The 15,425-nt window shown below is 42.5% G+C and carries 13 protein-coding genes, 2 pseudogenes and 1 riboswitch; of the genes and pseudogenes, 10 read left to right on the top strand and 5 right to left on the bottom strand.

Annotated elements, in window-relative coordinates; all coding sequences use genetic code 11:
• Positions 1-103: 103 nt before the first annotated feature.
• From moaC to tatC, 4 genes are read left to right on the top strand one after another with little or no spacing between them, the layout of a single operon-like run.
• Entirely contained in the window at positions 104-625 is a 522-nt protein-coding gene (gene moaC, locus NXM86_RS16740; protein ID WP_012748974.1) for a cyclic pyranopterin monophosphate synthase MoaC, read from the top strand.
• Positions 615-1,271: a redox-sensing transcriptional repressor Rex gene (locus NXM86_RS16735; RefSeq protein WP_081189579.1), complete on the top strand. Its 657-nt coding sequence runs from the start codon at positions 615-617 to the stop codon at positions 1,269-1,271. Before moaC ends, NXM86_RS16735 begins: the two co-directional genes overlap by 11 nt.
• Positions 1,268-1,423, top strand: a complete 156-nt coding sequence (locus NXM86_RS16730; protein WP_012748976.1) for a twin-arginine translocase TatA/TatE family subunit — start codon at positions 1,268-1,270, stop codon at positions 1,421-1,423. Before NXM86_RS16735 ends, NXM86_RS16730 begins: the two co-directional genes overlap by 4 nt.
• 20 nt (positions 1,424-1,443) lie before the next feature.
• Positions 1,444-2,190: a twin-arginine translocase subunit TatC gene (gene tatC, locus NXM86_RS16725; RefSeq protein ID WP_081189580.1), complete on the top strand. Its 747-nt coding sequence runs from the start codon at positions 1,444-1,446 to the stop codon at positions 2,188-2,190.
• A 14-nt stretch (positions 2,191-2,204) separates the two neighbouring features.
• On the opposite strand, the gene NXM86_RS16720 is transcribed toward tatC, so the two are convergent.
• Positions 2,205-2,345, bottom strand: coding sequence for a YdiK family protein (locus NXM86_RS16720; RefSeq protein WP_375781777.1), 141 nt, complete (start codon positions 2,343-2,345; stop codon positions 2,205-2,207).
• A 46-nt stretch (positions 2,346-2,391) separates the two neighbouring features.
• Entirely contained in the window at positions 2,392-3,126 is a 735-nt protein-coding gene (locus NXM86_RS16715; protein ID WP_081189581.1) for a CPBP family intramembrane glutamic endopeptidase, read from the bottom strand.
• Between the two features lie 279 nt (positions 3,127-3,405).
• Here NXM86_RS16715 and groES point away from each other — a divergent pair, with 279 nt between their 5' ends.
• On the top strand, positions 3,406-3,690 hold the full coding sequence (gene groES, locus NXM86_RS16710; RefSeq protein ID WP_043903404.1) for a co-chaperone GroES: 285 nt from the start codon (positions 3,406-3,408) through the stop codon (positions 3,688-3,690).
• A 94-nt stretch (positions 3,691-3,784) separates the two neighbouring features.
• The gene (groL, locus tag NXM86_RS16705) at positions 3,785-5,404 is read left to right on the top strand and encodes a chaperonin GroEL (protein ID WP_498958361.1); all 1,620 of its coding nucleotides are present in this window, start codon (positions 3,785-3,787) and stop codon (positions 5,402-5,404) included.
• Positions 5,405-5,664: 260 nt separating this feature from the next.
• Here the strand turns inward: groL and NXM86_RS16700 are convergent.
• The 3 genes and pseudogenes from NXM86_RS16700 to NXM86_RS16690 all read right to left on the bottom strand — a co-directional run bounded on the left by NXM86_RS16700 (position 5,665) and on the right by NXM86_RS16690 (position 9,155).
• Positions 5,665-6,922, bottom strand: a pseudogene (locus NXM86_RS16700) (cation:proton antiporter).
• 9 nt (positions 6,923-6,931) lie between these two features.
• Positions 6,932-7,426: a cation:proton antiporter regulatory subunit gene (locus NXM86_RS16695; protein WP_012748983.1), complete on the bottom strand. Its 495-nt coding sequence runs from the start codon at positions 7,424-7,426 to the stop codon at positions 6,932-6,934.
• Positions 7,427-7,910: 484 nt separating this feature from the next.
• The gene (locus tag NXM86_RS16690) at positions 7,911-9,155 is read right to left on the bottom strand and encodes an Nramp family divalent metal transporter (protein ID WP_081189584.1); all 1,245 of its coding nucleotides are present in this window, start codon (positions 9,153-9,155) and stop codon (positions 7,911-7,913) included.
• 151 nt (positions 9,156-9,306) lie between these two features.
• Between NXM86_RS16690 and NXM86_RS16685 the strand changes: the two are divergent.
• The 4 genes and pseudogenes from NXM86_RS16685 to guaA all read left to right on the top strand — a co-directional run bounded on the left by NXM86_RS16685 (position 9,307) and on the right by guaA (position 15,377).
• Positions 9,307-10,256, top strand: a pseudogene (locus NXM86_RS16685) (AAA family ATPase).
• A gap of 8 nt (positions 10,257-10,264) precedes the next feature.
• Positions 10,265-11,455 carry a DUF58 domain-containing protein gene (locus tag NXM86_RS16680; protein WP_081189585.1) on the top strand — a complete coding sequence of 397 codons (1,191 nt, stop codon included), beginning with the start codon at positions 10,265-10,267 and terminating at the stop codon, positions 11,453-11,455.
• Entirely contained in the window at positions 11,449-13,635 is a 2,187-nt protein-coding gene (locus NXM86_RS16675; RefSeq protein ID WP_081189586.1) for a DUF4129 domain-containing transglutaminase family protein, read from the top strand. Before NXM86_RS16680 ends, NXM86_RS16675 begins: the two co-directional genes overlap by 7 nt.
• A gap of 40 nt (positions 13,636-13,675) precedes the next feature.
• A riboswitch (purine riboswitch) is annotated at positions 13,676-13,777 on the top strand.
• Positions 13,778-13,838: 61 nt separating this feature from the next.
• Positions 13,839-15,377 carry a glutamine-hydrolyzing GMP synthase gene (gene guaA, locus NXM86_RS16670; RefSeq protein ID WP_081189587.1) on the top strand — a complete coding sequence of 513 codons (1,539 nt, stop codon included), beginning with the start codon at positions 13,839-13,841 and terminating at the stop codon, positions 15,375-15,377.
• Positions 15,378-15,425: the final 48 nt, after the last annotated feature.

Raw genomic sequence — 15,425 nt, 5'->3', positions numbered from 1 at the left:
ACAATAATAGTGTAGCGTAATTTGTTTTCTTATCGCAATAAAACAAAACGATAAAAGACAGATGTCTAAAATAGTGTATAGTTTATAAATGGGGGAGATATGTGTGTCATCATTTACGCATTTTAATGAACAAGGCCGTGCAAAAATGGTCGATATTACGGAAAAAGAGGATACCATTCGAGTAGCGGTAGCACAAACGAGCGTGACCGTAAATAAAGAAATTTACGAGAAAATGACAAATCGCATGATTGAAAAAGGGGATGTGCTTGCTGTTGCGCAAGTAGCCGGCATTATGGCCGCAAAAAAAACGTCTGATTTAATTCCAATGTGCCACCCTCTTATGTTAAAAGGTGTCGACATCCAATTTGCATGGCATGTCGAGGAAGAAAAAGCGCTTTACCAATTACTGATCACCGTAACGGTAAAAACAAAAGGAAGTACAGGTGTGGAGATGGAAGCGCTGACGGCTGCTTCTGTTTGTGCACTGACCGTGTATGATATGTGTAAGGCGCTAGACAAAGGGATGGTGATTGGCCCAACCTATTTAGTGGAAAAATCAGGTGGGAAATCAGGCCATTATCAACGAGAAAACAGTAGTGTTGGGGGATTTGCGAATGAACAATGAACAACCAAAAATTCCGCAAGCAACTGCAAAACGTTTGCCACTATATTACCGCTTTTTGAAAAATTTACATGCTTCAGGAAAACAACGAGTTTCTTCTGCGGAATTAAGTGAGGCAGTAAAAGTTGATCCCGCGACCATTCGCCGTGATTTTTCCTATTTCGGTGCGCTTGGCAAAAAAGGATACGGATATAATGTCAATTATTTATTATCTTTTTTTCGCAAGACGCTTGATCAAGATGAAATTACCGAAGTGGCGTTATTTGGAGTCGGGAACTTAGGGACAGCGTTTTTAAATTATAATTTTACAAAAAATAATAATACAAAAATTGTGATGGCATTTGATGTCGATCAAAAGAAAGTAGGAAAAGAAGTTGGCGGTGTGCCAGTATATCATTTGGATGAATTGGAAAATCGCCTTCACGAAGGAATTCCTGTTGCGATTTTGACCGTACCGGCTCCTGCCGCTCAATGGATTACGGACCGTCTCGTTCAAAAAGGGATTAAAGGAATTTTAAACTTTACACCCGCTCGATTGAACGTACCGAAACATATTCGTGTCCATCATATTGATTTAGCGGTTGAATTGCAATCATTAGTCTATTTCTTAAAAAATTATCCGGCCGATAAAGGAGAGAATGAAAAGTGAAATATTTGTTAATTGTGCTTGTTATTTTATTATTGTTTGGAACGAAAAAACTTCCGGAGCTGGGCAAATCGCTCGGTCAATCGCTGCGGGAATTTAAGGATGCCACTAAAGGATTAACAGACGAGGATGAAAAAAAGCCAGACCAATTATGATTTGTTAGGATGATTGAAGTATGGACGATAAAGAAATGTCGGTGTACGAACACCTGGGAGAATTACGAAAGCGACTTATTATTGTTCTTGCGTTTTTTGTCATTGCCCTTATTGCTAGTTTCTTTTTCGTGGAGCCCGTCATTTTATATTTGCAGCGAACGGACGAAGCGAAGGAATTAACGATGAACGCCTTTCGTTTAACAGATCCAATAAAAATTTATGTTCAATTTGCGTTTGTTCTTGCGTTTGTTCTTACCGCGCCAGTTCTGCTTTATCAAATTTGGGCGTTTGTCAGTCCTGGGCTGTATGAAAAGGAACGAAGAGTCACGTTAAGCTACATTCCGATTTCGATCTTTCTCTTTTTAGCTGGCATTAGTTTTGCGTATTTCATCTTATTTCCTTTCGTCGTTCGTTTTATGCAAAATTTAGCGTCCCGTCTCGGCATTCATCAGGTGATAGGGATTAATGAATACTTTGAATTTTTGCTTCACCTGATCTTGCCATTTGGAATTGTATTTCAGCTTCCGGTAGTTGTAATGTTTTTAACAAGGCTTGGCTTGATTACACCGATGTTGTTAGTAAAAGTGCGCAAATATGCATATTTAGTTTTATTGATTTTGGCGGCAATCATTACTCCGCCGGATGTGCTGTCACAAATCATTGTTATGATTCCTCTTTCGGTTTTATACGAAATTAGCATTTGGATTTCGAAAATAGCTTATCGCAAAGCGCTATTGGCGCAGACGGAACAAGAAAACCTCCCGTGAATGCGGCGGGAGGTTCATTTTTTAAAGTAAAGTACTAACAGACGTATCGCAGTTCCAAAATCAAGCGTAGCTATTATCGCAAGAACGATCGTGAAAAAATTCCAAATGGTTTCATCCGCACTTTGAATCGACAAGTAAGTGAATAAGATGCCCATAAGAAAATAGAAAAAAGCGAATTGTAATGGTGACCTTTTCATCGTACTAAAAGCCTCCAATAATGAGTTGTATCTGTTCTGTTTGCCGCATCATTTTTTCTATCTCATCCGCAAATATCGTTTGTATTAATACGACGAACGTATTCATAGTGACGTGGGCAAAAATCGGAACGAAAATACGCTTTGTTTTCGCGTAAAGAAACGCGAAGGTAAATCCCATTGTCGCATACAGCAGCAGGTGTTCGAACTCCATATGGACAACCGCAAATAAAAGAGAACTAACTAGTGCGGAAATGAAGAAATTATATTTTTGATATAGTGTTCCGAAAATAATTTTGCGAAAAATAATTTCTTCTAAAATCGGTCCGATGATAGAAGTAACGACCATCAATAAGGGGGTGACTCGAATAATCTCGACAATTCGTTTTGTATTTTCTGAACCGGGCTCGATGCCGAGCAAGCGCCATTCAATATTGGCGGCAATGCTTTGGGCAAACAAGGCTAAAAAGACGCCGCCAATGGCCCACATCCATGCTGCAGATAACGGAACGCTATAACGGGTGTGCCGCTGTTTTATATCTTCACGCAAGAAAAAGAGAATGATGAGAAAGGCGATGGAAAAGCTGATAACCGCCCAATAGCCAGAGGCGATCTCTGTTGCCACAAAGTCATTTTTTGCGTGTTTTCCAACACCGAGAAAATGCAACAATGGGACCCCTGCAATACCTGATAGCTGCATGATGACATACGTAATAATGACATACCAGTAGCGTCGTTTCAATGAAACTTACCCCTTTGCCGATAAAATAATATAGTGATACTTCCCGTATTGTAGCACATCTTCTATAAAAAATGACAAAAAAAGAATGGATTGTTGTTTAGGTTTGTGGAAATGTGAAATAATTAAAAAGGGCAGGAAACGAGAAAAAACATATTATTTTTTGGTGTTTCCCACTTGCAAAAAAAAGAGAAGTTCATTAATATTATAAGTGTGTTAGCACTCAGTTAAGACGAGTGCTAATAAGAACGGCGAAAATTATTATCAAGGAGGTTGTTTTCCGTGTTAAAGCCATTAGGTGATCGCGTTGTCATTGAAGTGATTGAAACAGAAGAAAAAACTGCAAGCGGCATCGTATTGCCAGACACTGCGAAAGAAAAACCACAAGAAGGCAGAGTTGTTGCTGTTGGTAAAGGTCGCGTGCTTGACAGCGGTGAACGTGTAGCTCCAGAAGTAGAAGTTGGCGATCGTATTATCTTCTCGAAATATGCAGGTACAGAAGTAAAATATGATGGCAAAGAATACTTAATTTTACGTGAAAGCGATATTTTAGCTGTTATTGGTTAATATAGCATTGATAACATAGATATGCAAAAATAATATTTAACAAAATACTTAACAAAATACTTAACGATTCTATTTCATAAGGAGGTAACGGGGTATGGCAAAAGAAATTAAATTCAGCGAAGAAGCTCGTCGTGCGATGTTACGTGGTGTGGACAAATTAGCTGATGCGGTAAAAGTAACGTTAGGTCCAAAAGGCCGTAACGTCGTATTAGAGAAAAAATTCGGTTCTCCATTAATTACAAACGACGGTGTAACAATCGCGAAAGAAATCGAATTAGAAGATCCATTTGAAAACATGGGTGCGAAGCTTGTCGCTGAAGTTGCAAGCAAAACAAACGATGTTGCTGGGGACGGTACAACAACGGCAACAGTTTTAGCGCAAGCAATGATCCGCGAAGGATTGAAAAACGTTACAGCTGGCGCAAACCCAATGGGCATCCGTAAAGGTATTGAAAAAGCGGTTGCTGTGGCAGTAGAAGAATTAAAAGCAATCTCCAAACCAATTCAAGGTAGAGAATCCATTGCTCAAGTTGCGGCTATTTCTGCAGCTGACGAAGAAGTTGGCCAATTAATTGCAGAAGCAATGGAACGTGTTGGTAACGACGGTGTTATCACATTAGAAGAATCGAAAGGTTTCACAACAGAATTAGATGTTGTGGAAGGTATGCAATTTGACCGTGGTTATGTATCTCCATACATGATCACAGATACAGAAAAAATGGAAGCAGTGCTTGAAAATCCATATATCTTAATCACAGACAAAAAAATCTCTAACATCCAAGACATCTTGCCTATCTTAGAACAAGTAGTTCAACAAGGCAAACCATTATTAATCATCGCAGAAGATGTCGAAGGCGAAGCACTTGCGACATTAGTAGTGAACAAACTTCGCGGTACATTCACTGCCGTAGCAGTTAAAGCTCCTGGCTTCGGTGATCGTCGTAAAGCAATGCTTGAAGACATCGCAATCTTAACTGGCGGTGAAGTTATCTCCGAAGAACTAGGACGTGACTTAAAATCTACAACAATCGCATCACTTGGCCGCGCTTCAAAAGTTGTTGTAACAAAAGAAAATACAACAATTGTAGATGGCGCTGGCGACTCTGAACGCATTAAAGCTCGCATCAACCAAATTCGTGCGCAATTAGAAGAAACAACTTCTGAATTCGATCGTGAAAAATTGCAAGAACGTCTAGCAAAATTAGCTGGCGGCGTAGCGGTAATCAAAGTTGGTGCAGCTACAGAAACAGAATTGAAAGAACGCAAATTACGCATCGAAGACGCGCTCAACTCTACTCGTGCCGCTGTGGAAGAAGGTATCGTAGCCGGCGGTGGTACAGCATTAATGAACGTATACAATAAAGTTGCTGCGATTGAAGCAGAAGGCGATGAAGCAACTGGTGTGAAAATCGTTCTTCGCGCAATTGAAGAGCCAGTTCGCCAAATCGCGCAAAACGCTGGTTTGGAAGGCTCTGTCATTGTTGAACGCTTAAAAACAGAAAAACCTGGCATCGGCTTCAACGCGGCTACTGGTGAATGGGTAGACATGATTGAAGCTGGTATCGTAGACCCAACGAAAGTAACTCGTTCCGCACTTCAAAACGCAGCTTCTGTTGCCGCTATGTTCTTAACAACAGAAGCAGTTGTCGCTGACAAACCAGAAGAAAACAAAGGCGGCAACGCAGGCATGCCTGACATGGGCGGAATGATGTAATCCCTATAAAAAACAAGGAACACTGGGAGTGACCCCGGTGTTCCTTTTCTTTTTGGATAGAGGGAAGAGAAGAAACGGAGTCTACAGTATTTGCATAGAGAGGTCTTCTTTTGGAATGTAAACATCTTTTAGACCGATCGGTTGCATGAATACGTCCCTGAGTTGCCGCTTGTCCGGTAACTGAGCGTCCACTCGGGGGGGAAGCAAATAAGAGATGGATCTGAAGTAAGCGAATGGTAAAGAAGGCGTTGCAGATGCTATTATTTTTCCGCAGTTTCCAGTCGTTCCTTCTGCTTCTCTTTTATTACCTTCTTATCCCATTTAAATACTTTATTGAGTAGTTTATATATACTTTTACTTTCTTTGGCAAAGAGCGGCCCCAATATCGCGAGCATGAGAACGTAAAGTGCGGTAAAAGGAGTTAATATAGGGTTTAACCCCGCTGTAATCCCCAGATTCGCAACAATAATGGAAAATTCCCCACGCGCAGTGATCGTCAAACCAATGTTTGTAGAGGCTTTGTAGGACAATCCAGCCCTTCTCCCAGCGATCATCCCTGCGACGATATTTGCTATTAGAGTGACGATAACGGCCCCTAATGATAACCAAAACACATGAATTAAGGTTGACGGTTCAATACTCAAACCGAAACTAAAGAAAAAAATAGCTCCAAAGAAGTCACGGAATGGAACAACTAAATGTGCGATTCGATCACGGTGTTCCGTCTCCGAAAAGACAAGCCCGAGCAGTAAGGCTCCGATGGCTTCAGCGACGTGAATCGTTTCGGAAAAACCGGCAACAAAGAAGAGAGTAGCAAAGATGACGATGATAAATATTTCATCGGATTTGATATTTAACCATTTGTTCAGTAGAGGGGCACCTTTTCGAGCGATGATAAAAAATAGCAACATATAAGCGACAGATGTGAAAACAGATAGGCTGATTCCAAAAAGGGAGGTGGAGCCAGCTAGCAAAACACCTGACATCGTCGTCAAAAATAAGGCAAGGAAGATATCATCAAAAAGGATCATCCCTAAAATGAGCTCTGTTTCAGGATTGGCCGTCCTCTTCAGGATTGGCCGTCCTCTTTAAATCGACAAGCACTTTAGCCACGATGGCACTTGATGATACACTGAGGAGCCCGGCAATCAGAAGCGTTTCCATCCATGGCATTCCGACGGCCTTGCCGTAAAGCAATCCTAAAACAAAGTTCATTATGACATAGATGGTGCCACCAACTACAATGTTTTTTCCGGACTTAATCAGTTTGCCGACAGAAAATTCAAGCCCCAAATAAAACAGCAAAAAAAGTACCCCGATCCTCCCTAAAAACTGGATAATTTCATTACTTTCAATAAAGGTGAGGTCAATAATCCTAATCGTGGGGGCATGAGGACCAACCAGCATGCCGATAATGATCAAAAACGGGATAATGGAGAAGTTTAATTTATTGGCAATGATGGATCCAATAGCAACTAAAACGAGCGCTGTTCCCACTTCCAATACTAAGTCGTTCATTTATCTACATCACTCCTTATTTGATAGTAGCTGATTAATGATCTCCTTTATTTGTTGTCTTTCTCCAGACATGACCAATGTATCCCCGGCTTCAATCAATGTATTGGGACCCGGATTATGAGATTTTCGGGAATGTTTCTTTTTGATAGCGATAACGGTGATACCGAAGCGGTTCCGAATATCAAGATCTCCAATTTTTTTATTTACAGCAGGGGCGTTCGGTTCTACTTGAAACCACTCGATAATTAGATCGTCAAAGGCGAATTCAACCGTTTCGAGTGCTTTCGGTTTGTATGCCATTCCTCCAATGATCCCCGCAATTTGCCTCGCTTCTTGGTCGCTTAGCGTCACACTGCTAACGACTTCATCATAATCCTCTGCGTCAAAGTGATAAATTTCTCTTCGTCCATCGTCATGAATCACAATGACAAGTTTATCTTTGTTTCGCGTAATAATTTCAAATTTGTACCCAATTCCTGGAAGTTCAATTTCTCGAATATTCATGGTCAAAGATTCCTCCTTATGGATTGTTTATTTGTTTTTGAAGCGCCATTTGGATTATGGCACCTAATAAACCCTAATATTACCAAATGTGAGCAACAATAAACTTTCTACGACCTTTTTTAGATTTGGTCATCGAAGGAATAGAAGTGTCGATGATGAGTAGTTTGCTTATAGAGGAAGCAGTCGAAAATTTTTGGATAAAAATACCATTTTTGTTTATATCTAATTCTTACAACAAATGGTCCCTTTCCTGTTATCTATTTGGGCTATAGTTATATAGTTATTATAACAGTAAAAAAGGTTCTTTTCACTGTTTTTGTCTTGGTTGACTGTTTGAAGGCAGGCGAGAGGGAAATACATATGTCAGTTGCCCCGCCTGTCTTCTATATCTTTTCCTTTGTTTTGCGTTACACGAAAGACAATAAAAAATCATTATGTGGACGATAGAAAAAAACATCCTGGCAGCTCCAGGATGTTTTTTTATTCAGGCAAAAAGGTTGCGCAGTTCGTTCACCGCCAATACGGCAAACAAGACGAGGCAAAGAATCAACAATAAGTTGGACAGCCGATGGTTGCGTCTTCCTTCCGGCAGCTCTTTTTTCGAATTTAAAAGCCACAGTAGCGTAATCGCCAAAAACGGCATAAATAATGCTCCTAACGCACCGTAGACGATAATTAATCCAACCGGTTTGCCGATAAAATGCAAAAGCATCGGTGGAAATGTGAGCCAAAAGACGTAAAAGCGGAATGCTTTTGTTTGATTGAGTTTTTCTTTATCAATGTTCAATTTTCGTACATTGCGGATAAAATCGGCGAACAAATATGATACTCCGTTCCATACGCCGATTACCGACGTAAAGGAGGCAGACCAAAATCCAAGCAAAAACAGCCAGCGCGCTGCCGGATGCAGCTCATTGCCCATAATGGAGGCGAAGGAGACAAGCCCTTGCTCGCCGCTGATGCTTGTGTCTGTTCCGTATAACAAGGCGGCACCAAGCACAAGTAGCGACAACGTAAAAATAGCTGTTACAATGTAAGCGATAGCGGAATCATAGCGCATCGGCGAAATGTAGGAGGGTCCTTTCCAGCCGTTTTCTTGAATCCAATAGCCGTATGATGCCATTGTAATCGAGCCGCCGACGCCGCCGATTAATCCGAGCGCGTAAAGGAGGGATCCTTTCGGCAGGTCAGGAACGGCCGTATGCCATAGTCCGTTCAGCTGCGGAAGAACGAGAATGGCCGAGCCGACTACAGTAATAAACATGAGACCGACTAGTACGTTCATGACACGCTCAAATAGCTGAAAACGGCCCGACCAAGTGATCGCAAACCCGGCGATTCCATGGATAATTGCCCAAGCCCAGAGAGGAATGGCCGGAACCATCGCTGACATCGCCAAGGCGCACGAAGATGTACCGGCGGCGCCGTATACAAAGCCCCAAATAAGCGCATAGACGCCAAAATAGCCGGAGGCCCATTTCCCCATCGACTGCCAGCCTTCAAAAATGGTTTTGCCGCTCAGCAAATGCCAGCGTCCTACCCCTTCATTTAACACAAATTTAAAGATAGCTCCAACGATGATTGCCCATGCGAACACAAGAGCGTAATTCGTGCCGGCGACAAGCGCGGCGACGAGGTCCCCTGCCCCGACACCGGTAGCCGCGACAATGAGACCGGGACCAATAATGGTCCATTTTTTCTTGTTGGTTTGGCTATTTGATGTTTCCATCTCCATCCTCCTTAATAATAAAAATTATTTCAAAAATTATGTATATTAGTTATTATAATATTAAATAATTGAGGAAATGAAATGTCCACAGCCAAAAGTTTTATCATCATAACAATATGACTGCCATCCTAAAAGTAAAGGAGCTTCATTCATGACGGTAAAAGAAATGTTACAGCCTTCGATAGAACAAGTTGTAGAAAATATCGAGAAAGTGATTGTGGGGAAAAGAAACGTAGCGATATTAAGCCTTGTTGCACTGCTGGCCAAAGGCATGTGCTTTTGGAAGACGTTCCCGGCGTCGGCAAAACGATGCTGGTGCGCGCGCTGGCCAAATCGATCAACGCGCAGTTTAAGCGGATTCAATTCACCCCTGACTTGCTTCCGAGCGATGTAACAGGTGTGTCTATTTATAACCCGAGAGAGAGGCAATTTGAATACAAGCCCGGGCCAATTATGGGGAACATCGTGCTGGCCGATGAAATCAACCGTACGTCGCCGAAAACGCAATCGGCGCTTTTGGAAGCGATGGAAGAGGGAAGCGTTACAGTGGATGGGGCGACAAGACCGTTGCCGCGTCCGTTTTTCGTCATGGCAACGCAAAACCCGATTGAATATGAAGGAACATATCCGCTCCCGGAAGCCCAGTTAGACCGCTTTTTATTGAAGCTAAACATGGGATATCCATCCCCTGAGGAAGAGGTGGGAATATTAAGCCGAGTGGAAAAAGCGCCGCCTATTGAGGGAATTCGCCCTGTAATGGCTTTGGATGAGCTGCTGGAGCTGCAGCGGCAGGTGACGAAAGTATACGTTAGCGATCCTATTAAGCGTTACATCGTTGACATCGTGCAGCGAAGCCGTTCGAACGCGTCCGTTTACCTAGGAGTAAGTCCGCGGGGGTCTGTTGCGCTGATGAAAGCGGCACAAGCGTATGCGTTTATGCACGGACGGGAATTCGTTGTCCCTGATGATGTGCAGTTTTTAGCGCCATATGTATTGTCTCATCGCATGATCATTAAATCAGAAGCAAAGTTTGACGGGCTCACAGCGGAAGAGATTGTCGCCCAAATTATCGCTAGAACTCCTGTTCCAATTCAAAGGTAGTGAAACGGATGAGAAAACGAACGCGCTTTATTCGGCAAGTTTTTGGTTTATTTAGTTTATTTGTGATCCTTTTTTCATATGCGATGTTTCAGGGAGGTTTTGTCAGTTGGTTTTTGTTTTATAGTTTTCTTCCATTTGGTCTTTATTCACTAGCAATTGCCGTCTATCCGTTTCATCGCGTCATTGTGAGGCGAGTGATTCATCAGCGGCAGTTTCATGCCGGCGATTCGCTTACGGCAACGGTCGAAGTGCGTTTTCCGATTTGGTTTCCATTTGTGGCGTTGACGATGGAGGAAGCCGATGTTCCTTTACTTAAGATGGAACAGACAAAAGTAACGATTCCATTTATTTGGAAACGAACGTTTTCTTACACGTATGAATTGCGCGAGCTGCCGCGAGGGGAACATGTATTTTCCGCGCTTCGCCTTACCGCTACGGACTTTTTCGGACTGATAGAAAAGAATTCGATCCATTTCGCAGAAGAAACGATTTTAGTATATCCTCGCTATATCGATATCATGTACCGAAAAGCGGAACAACAGTTTGACCAAGGAATGGCCGCTTCCTTGCTACAGATTCATCGAGATATGACGATGGCTGTGGGGGTTCGGGAATATGCGCCAGGCGACCGCTTTTCATGGGTTCATTGGAAAGCATCTGCCCGCAAGCAACGGTTGATGACAAAAGAGTTTGAAGAACGGCAGCGGGATGATTTGATCGTTGTACTTGATCGTACACCAACATCATTGTTTGAAGAGATCGTGACATTTGTTGCTTCTTTTTTGCGGGCCGCTATTAAACAAGGGGTGCAGACAGGACTTGTATCCGTTGGCAGCGACCGCACCATCTTTCCTGCTCGAAATGGTGAGGAGCATCTACAGCGCTTGTTTTATCATTTAGCAAAAGTAGCTTGTGATAGTCATGAGCCATTTGCGCGCGTTATTTCCAATGAAAGAGCAAACTGGAGAGCGACCGTTGCTTTTTGCTATGTTACTTCTTATTTACAGAAAGAGCTGGTTTTCACGTTAGGCGAAATGTCTGCACGCCGCCATGAGGGAACCGTGTTTCTTATCAAGGATGATTTGACGAAAGAGGAGCGGAACTGGATGGAAGCGCTGCGCCACAAAGGAATCCATGTTGTGGTCGTATCGCCGCGAAATATAATGACGACCTTGCATAAAGGCAGGGATGAATGGTGAATGCAATTAAAAATCTCGGGAAGAATCTGCTTATATATGGGTTGGCTTGCTGGCTGCTGATCGAATGGCTTCTTCCGCTAGAAACGGTGTCTGATACCAGGAATGTGCAAGTCTTCATTTGGTTTGTGTCTGTCTGTTTTCTTCTTTATTTGTTGCGGATTCCAGTGTGGCTTTCTGCTTTTATAAAGATTGCATATATGGTCTGTGCGTTAAACACATTGTTTTACCATGTTTCTTATCTGCAGGTGCTGAAGCTGCTTGTTCGGGAAATTGTTGATCACGTCCCTATTTTATTTTCGATGCGTTGGGCGGAACTGACCAACTCGTTTCGCAGCTTTCTTTTTTTTCTTTTGTTATGGATGATGGCGTATTTACTGCATTATTGGCTATTTACGCAAAAACGGCTGTTTTTCTTTTATGTCCTGACTGTTACGTACATTACGGTACTAGATACGTTTACCATGTTTCGTGGAAACGGTGCGATTATTCGTTTAGTCGTCTTTGGTTTTTTCCTCTTAAGCTTCCTGCATATAGAACGGTTGCGTGAAAAGGCATCGATTGCAGGCGGAATCAGAAAATGGACGGTTTTCTGCTTATGCCTAATTGGACTAGCTTTCATCTGCGGATATTTTAGTCCCAAACTGCCGCCTAAATGGCCGGATCCGGTGGCGTTTGTGAGAAGCTATGCAGCCCCGCAAGAGGAAAAACGGAATGATCCTGCTTTAGCAAAGGTGAAAAAAATCGGCTATGGGCAAAATGATTCGCGGCTTGGCGGTCCATTTATTGCCGATGATACGGTCGTTTTTATTGCCGAAGACCAAAAGCGGCATTATTGGCGTGTCGAAACGAAAGATATTTATACAGGAAAAGGATGGGAAAGCTCGGATAGTGTGCAAGTAAAAACATTTGAAAAAAATACAGATATCGGTTATTCTTGGTGGAATCTATCGGTGAAAAAACAAACGATGACAGCTAGCATCCATATAAAGGAGCCTTATTTCCATATTGTTTACCCTCTTGGGCTAAAGACAATAGATACGCCTGAAGACATTGTGTTTCGTTTGGACACGGCAACGGAAAAAATGTATGCAACTGATCGTTCAGCTTATGCGATTATGTTAAGGACATATAATATTACTTATGAATATCCGACGTTCTCCATTGATAAATTAAACGCCGCACCGCCAGTGCAAGATGAGGGGGTAAAAAAGCGATATACGCAGCTTCCTGAAAGCGTACCGAAACGAGTGCGCGATTTGGCGAAACAAATCGTAAAAGGAAAGCAAACACAGTATGAACAAGTAAAAGCAATTGAGCAATATTTTCACATGAACGGATATGTGTATGAAACGAGTGATGTTGCTATTCCAGGGGAAAAGGATGACTACGTCGATCAGTTTTTATTTGAAACAAAAAAAGGATATTGTGATAATTTTTCCACTTCGATGGTTGTGCTCCTACGTTCTCTTGGTATTCCAGCACGTTGGGTGAAGGGATATACGTCGGGGCAACTAATAGAAGGAGCAACTTTGGGAGAGGAAGAAGGAAAAAATGTATATCAAGTGACGAACAAGGATGCGCATTCATGGGTGGAAGTGTATTTTTCCGGAATCGGCTGGGTTCCGTTTGAGCCAACGCAAGGGTTTGCGAACCCATATGAGTTTACCGATTTGCAATCTACGCCGGAAACAGCGCCGGTTCCTCGACAGCGTAGGCTCGAGCAAGGCCGTGTTCCTATAAAAGATGTGATGGAGCAAGATCGTTCTCCTTCATCAAGTGTGAAAGAAACATTCGCCAGCTTTTTAGACATTTTGTCGTGGAAGCGTATCACGATTGTAGTGTCTATATTGCTTGTTTGTGTATTGGTGTTGTACAAAACGAGACGGAAATGGTGGCCGTATGTTACATTGTTTCTATTCAAATATAAGCGGGGGAATGACCGATTTACGAAAGCGTATCTTTCTTTACTCCGTCACTTGGATGATTATGGATTAAAACGGAAACAAGATCAAACGCTAAGACAATACGCCGCATATGTCGACGATTGGTTTCAAACAAAGGAAATGACGAAGTTGACATTGTTATATGAAAAGGTGATTTATCAACAAGAAACCGTTCGGGTTGAATGGGCGGAAGTGAAAGAATTATGGGAAAATTTAATTAAAAAAACGGCATCTTGACCGCTGATAGATAGAGTTGATAGAATGGATTAAAATTTAATGAAATCATCATATGTACCTTCATATATCCTCGGTAATATGGTCCGAGAGTCTCTACCGGGTCGCCGTAAACGACCCGACTATGAAGGCGGAATTAACTAGAATTTTGCCTTTATAGTTGTCGGGGGCGATTCTAGTTTTTTATTTTGCGATGAGGTGATGACATGGAACAAAAACAGGAAATGATTATTGTTCTAGATTTTGGAAGCCAGTATAACCAATTAATTACTCGCCGCATTCGCGAGTTTGGGGTATACAGCGAATTGCATCCACATACGATTACAGCGGAAAAAATTCAAGAAATGAATGTAAAAGGAATCATTTTTTCTGGCGGTCCAAACAGCGTATATGATGATAATGCGTTTACGTGTGATCCGAAAATTTTTGAGCTTGGTTTGCCGATTTTAGGAATTTGTTATGGCATGCAGTTAATGACCTATCATTTGGGTGGAAAAGTAGAAAAAGCAACACATCGTGAGTACGGAAAAGCAATGATTCAAGTAAAGAACGCTTCCGCCCTTTTTGAACGTCTCCCAGACGAGCAAGTGGTCTGGATGAGCCACGGCGATTTAGTCACTGCTCCGCCAGAAGGGTTTACTGTAGATGCTGTTAGCGCTTCTTGTCCAATTGCGGCAATGAGCAATGAGGCGAAAAAGTTTTACGCGGTGCAATTCCATCCAGAAGTGCGCCATTCCGTTTACGGAAACGATATTTTAAGAAATTTCGTATTTGACGTGTGCCAATGTAAAGGCGATTGGACAATGGAAAGCTTTATCGATAGCGAAGTGCGCAAAATTCGCGAGCTTGTTGGAGATAAAAAAGTGCTTTGCGCGTTAAGCGGCGGTGTCGATTCTTCCGTGGCGGCTGTGCTTGTGCATCGCGCCATCGGCGATCAACTCACATGTATTTTTGTCGATCACGGGCTCCTTCGCAAAGGGGAAGCGGAAAGCGTCATGAAAACATTCCGCGAAGGATTCCATATGAACGTTATTAAAGTGGATGCGAAAGAGCGCTTTTTATCAAAATTAAAAGGGGTAACCGACCCGGAACAAAAACGCAAAATCATCGGCAACGAATTTATTTATGTGTTTGATGATGAAGCGGCAAAATTAGAAGGAATAGAGTTTTTAGTACAAGGGACGCTTTATACGGATATTATCGAAAGCGGCACGGCGACAGCACAGACGATCAAGTCTCATCATAATGTCGGCGGATTGCCGGAAGATATGAAATTCAAACTCATCGAACCGCTTAATACGCTGTTTAAAGATGAAGTACGCGCGCTTGGAACGGAATTAGGCCTTCCAGATGAAATTGTTTGGCGGCAGCCGTTCCCAGGTCCAGGATTAGGCATTCGCGTGCTTGGCGAAGTGACAGAAGAAAAATTAGAAATCGTCCGTGAATCGGACGCGATTTTACGGGAAGAAATTAAAAAAGCGGGACTTGATCGGGAAATTTGGCAATATTTCACGGTGCTTCCGGACATTCGCAGCGTCGGTGTGATGGGTGATGCCCGCACATATGACTATACGGTCGGCATTCGCGCTGTTACATCGGTGGATGGCATGACAGCGGATTGGGCGCGCATTCCTTGGGAAGTGCTTGAGAAAATTTCTACGCGTATCGTCAATGAAGTGCCGCATGTCAATCGAGTTGTATACGATATTACAAGTAAGCCGCCGGCAACAATTGAATGGGAATGATTTCTGTAAAACGAACAAAAGACGGACATTTATCATTAAATGTTCGTC

This window comes from Geobacillus sp. CX412 (assembly GCF_027942335.1).
GTDB classification, from domain to species: Bacteria; Bacillota; Bacilli; order Bacillales; family Anoxybacillaceae; genus Parageobacillus_B; species Parageobacillus_B toebii.
The sequence above is the reverse complement of the archived record's forward strand: the minus strand, read 5'-3'. Positions and strand labels throughout refer to the sequence as shown.

Coding starts and splice junctions, on each gene's coding strand:
- guaA (WP_081189587.1), top strand. CDS start 13,839: ATGGAACAAAAACAGGAAATGATTATTGTTCTAGATTTTGGAAGCCAG.
- NXM86_RS16695 (WP_012748983.1), bottom strand. CDS start 7,426: ATGAATATTCGAGAAATTGAACTTCCAGGAATTGGGTACAAATTTGAA.
- tatC (WP_081189580.1), top strand. CDS start 1,444: ATGGACGATAAAGAAATGTCGGTGTACGAACACCTGGGAGAATTACGA.
- NXM86_RS16690 (WP_081189584.1), bottom strand. CDS start 9,155: ATGGAAACATCAAATAGCCAAACCAACAAGAAAAAATGGACCATTATT.
- NXM86_RS16720 (WP_375781777.1), bottom strand. CDS start 2,345: ATGGGCATCTTATTCACTTACTTGTCGATTCAAAGTGCGGATGAAACC.
- groL (WP_498958361.1), top strand. CDS start 3,785: ATGGCAAAAGAAATTAAATTCAGCGAAGAAGCTCGTCGTGCGATGTTA.
- NXM86_RS16680 (WP_081189585.1), top strand. CDS start 10,265: ATGAGAAAACGAACGCGCTTTATTCGGCAAGTTTTTGGTTTATTTAGT.
- NXM86_RS16675 (WP_081189586.1), top strand. CDS start 11,449: ATGGTGAATGCAATTAAAAATCTCGGGAAGAATCTGCTTATATATGGG.
- NXM86_RS16735 (WP_081189579.1), top strand. CDS start 615: ATGAACAATGAACAACCAAAAATTCCGCAAGCAACTGCAAAACGTTTG.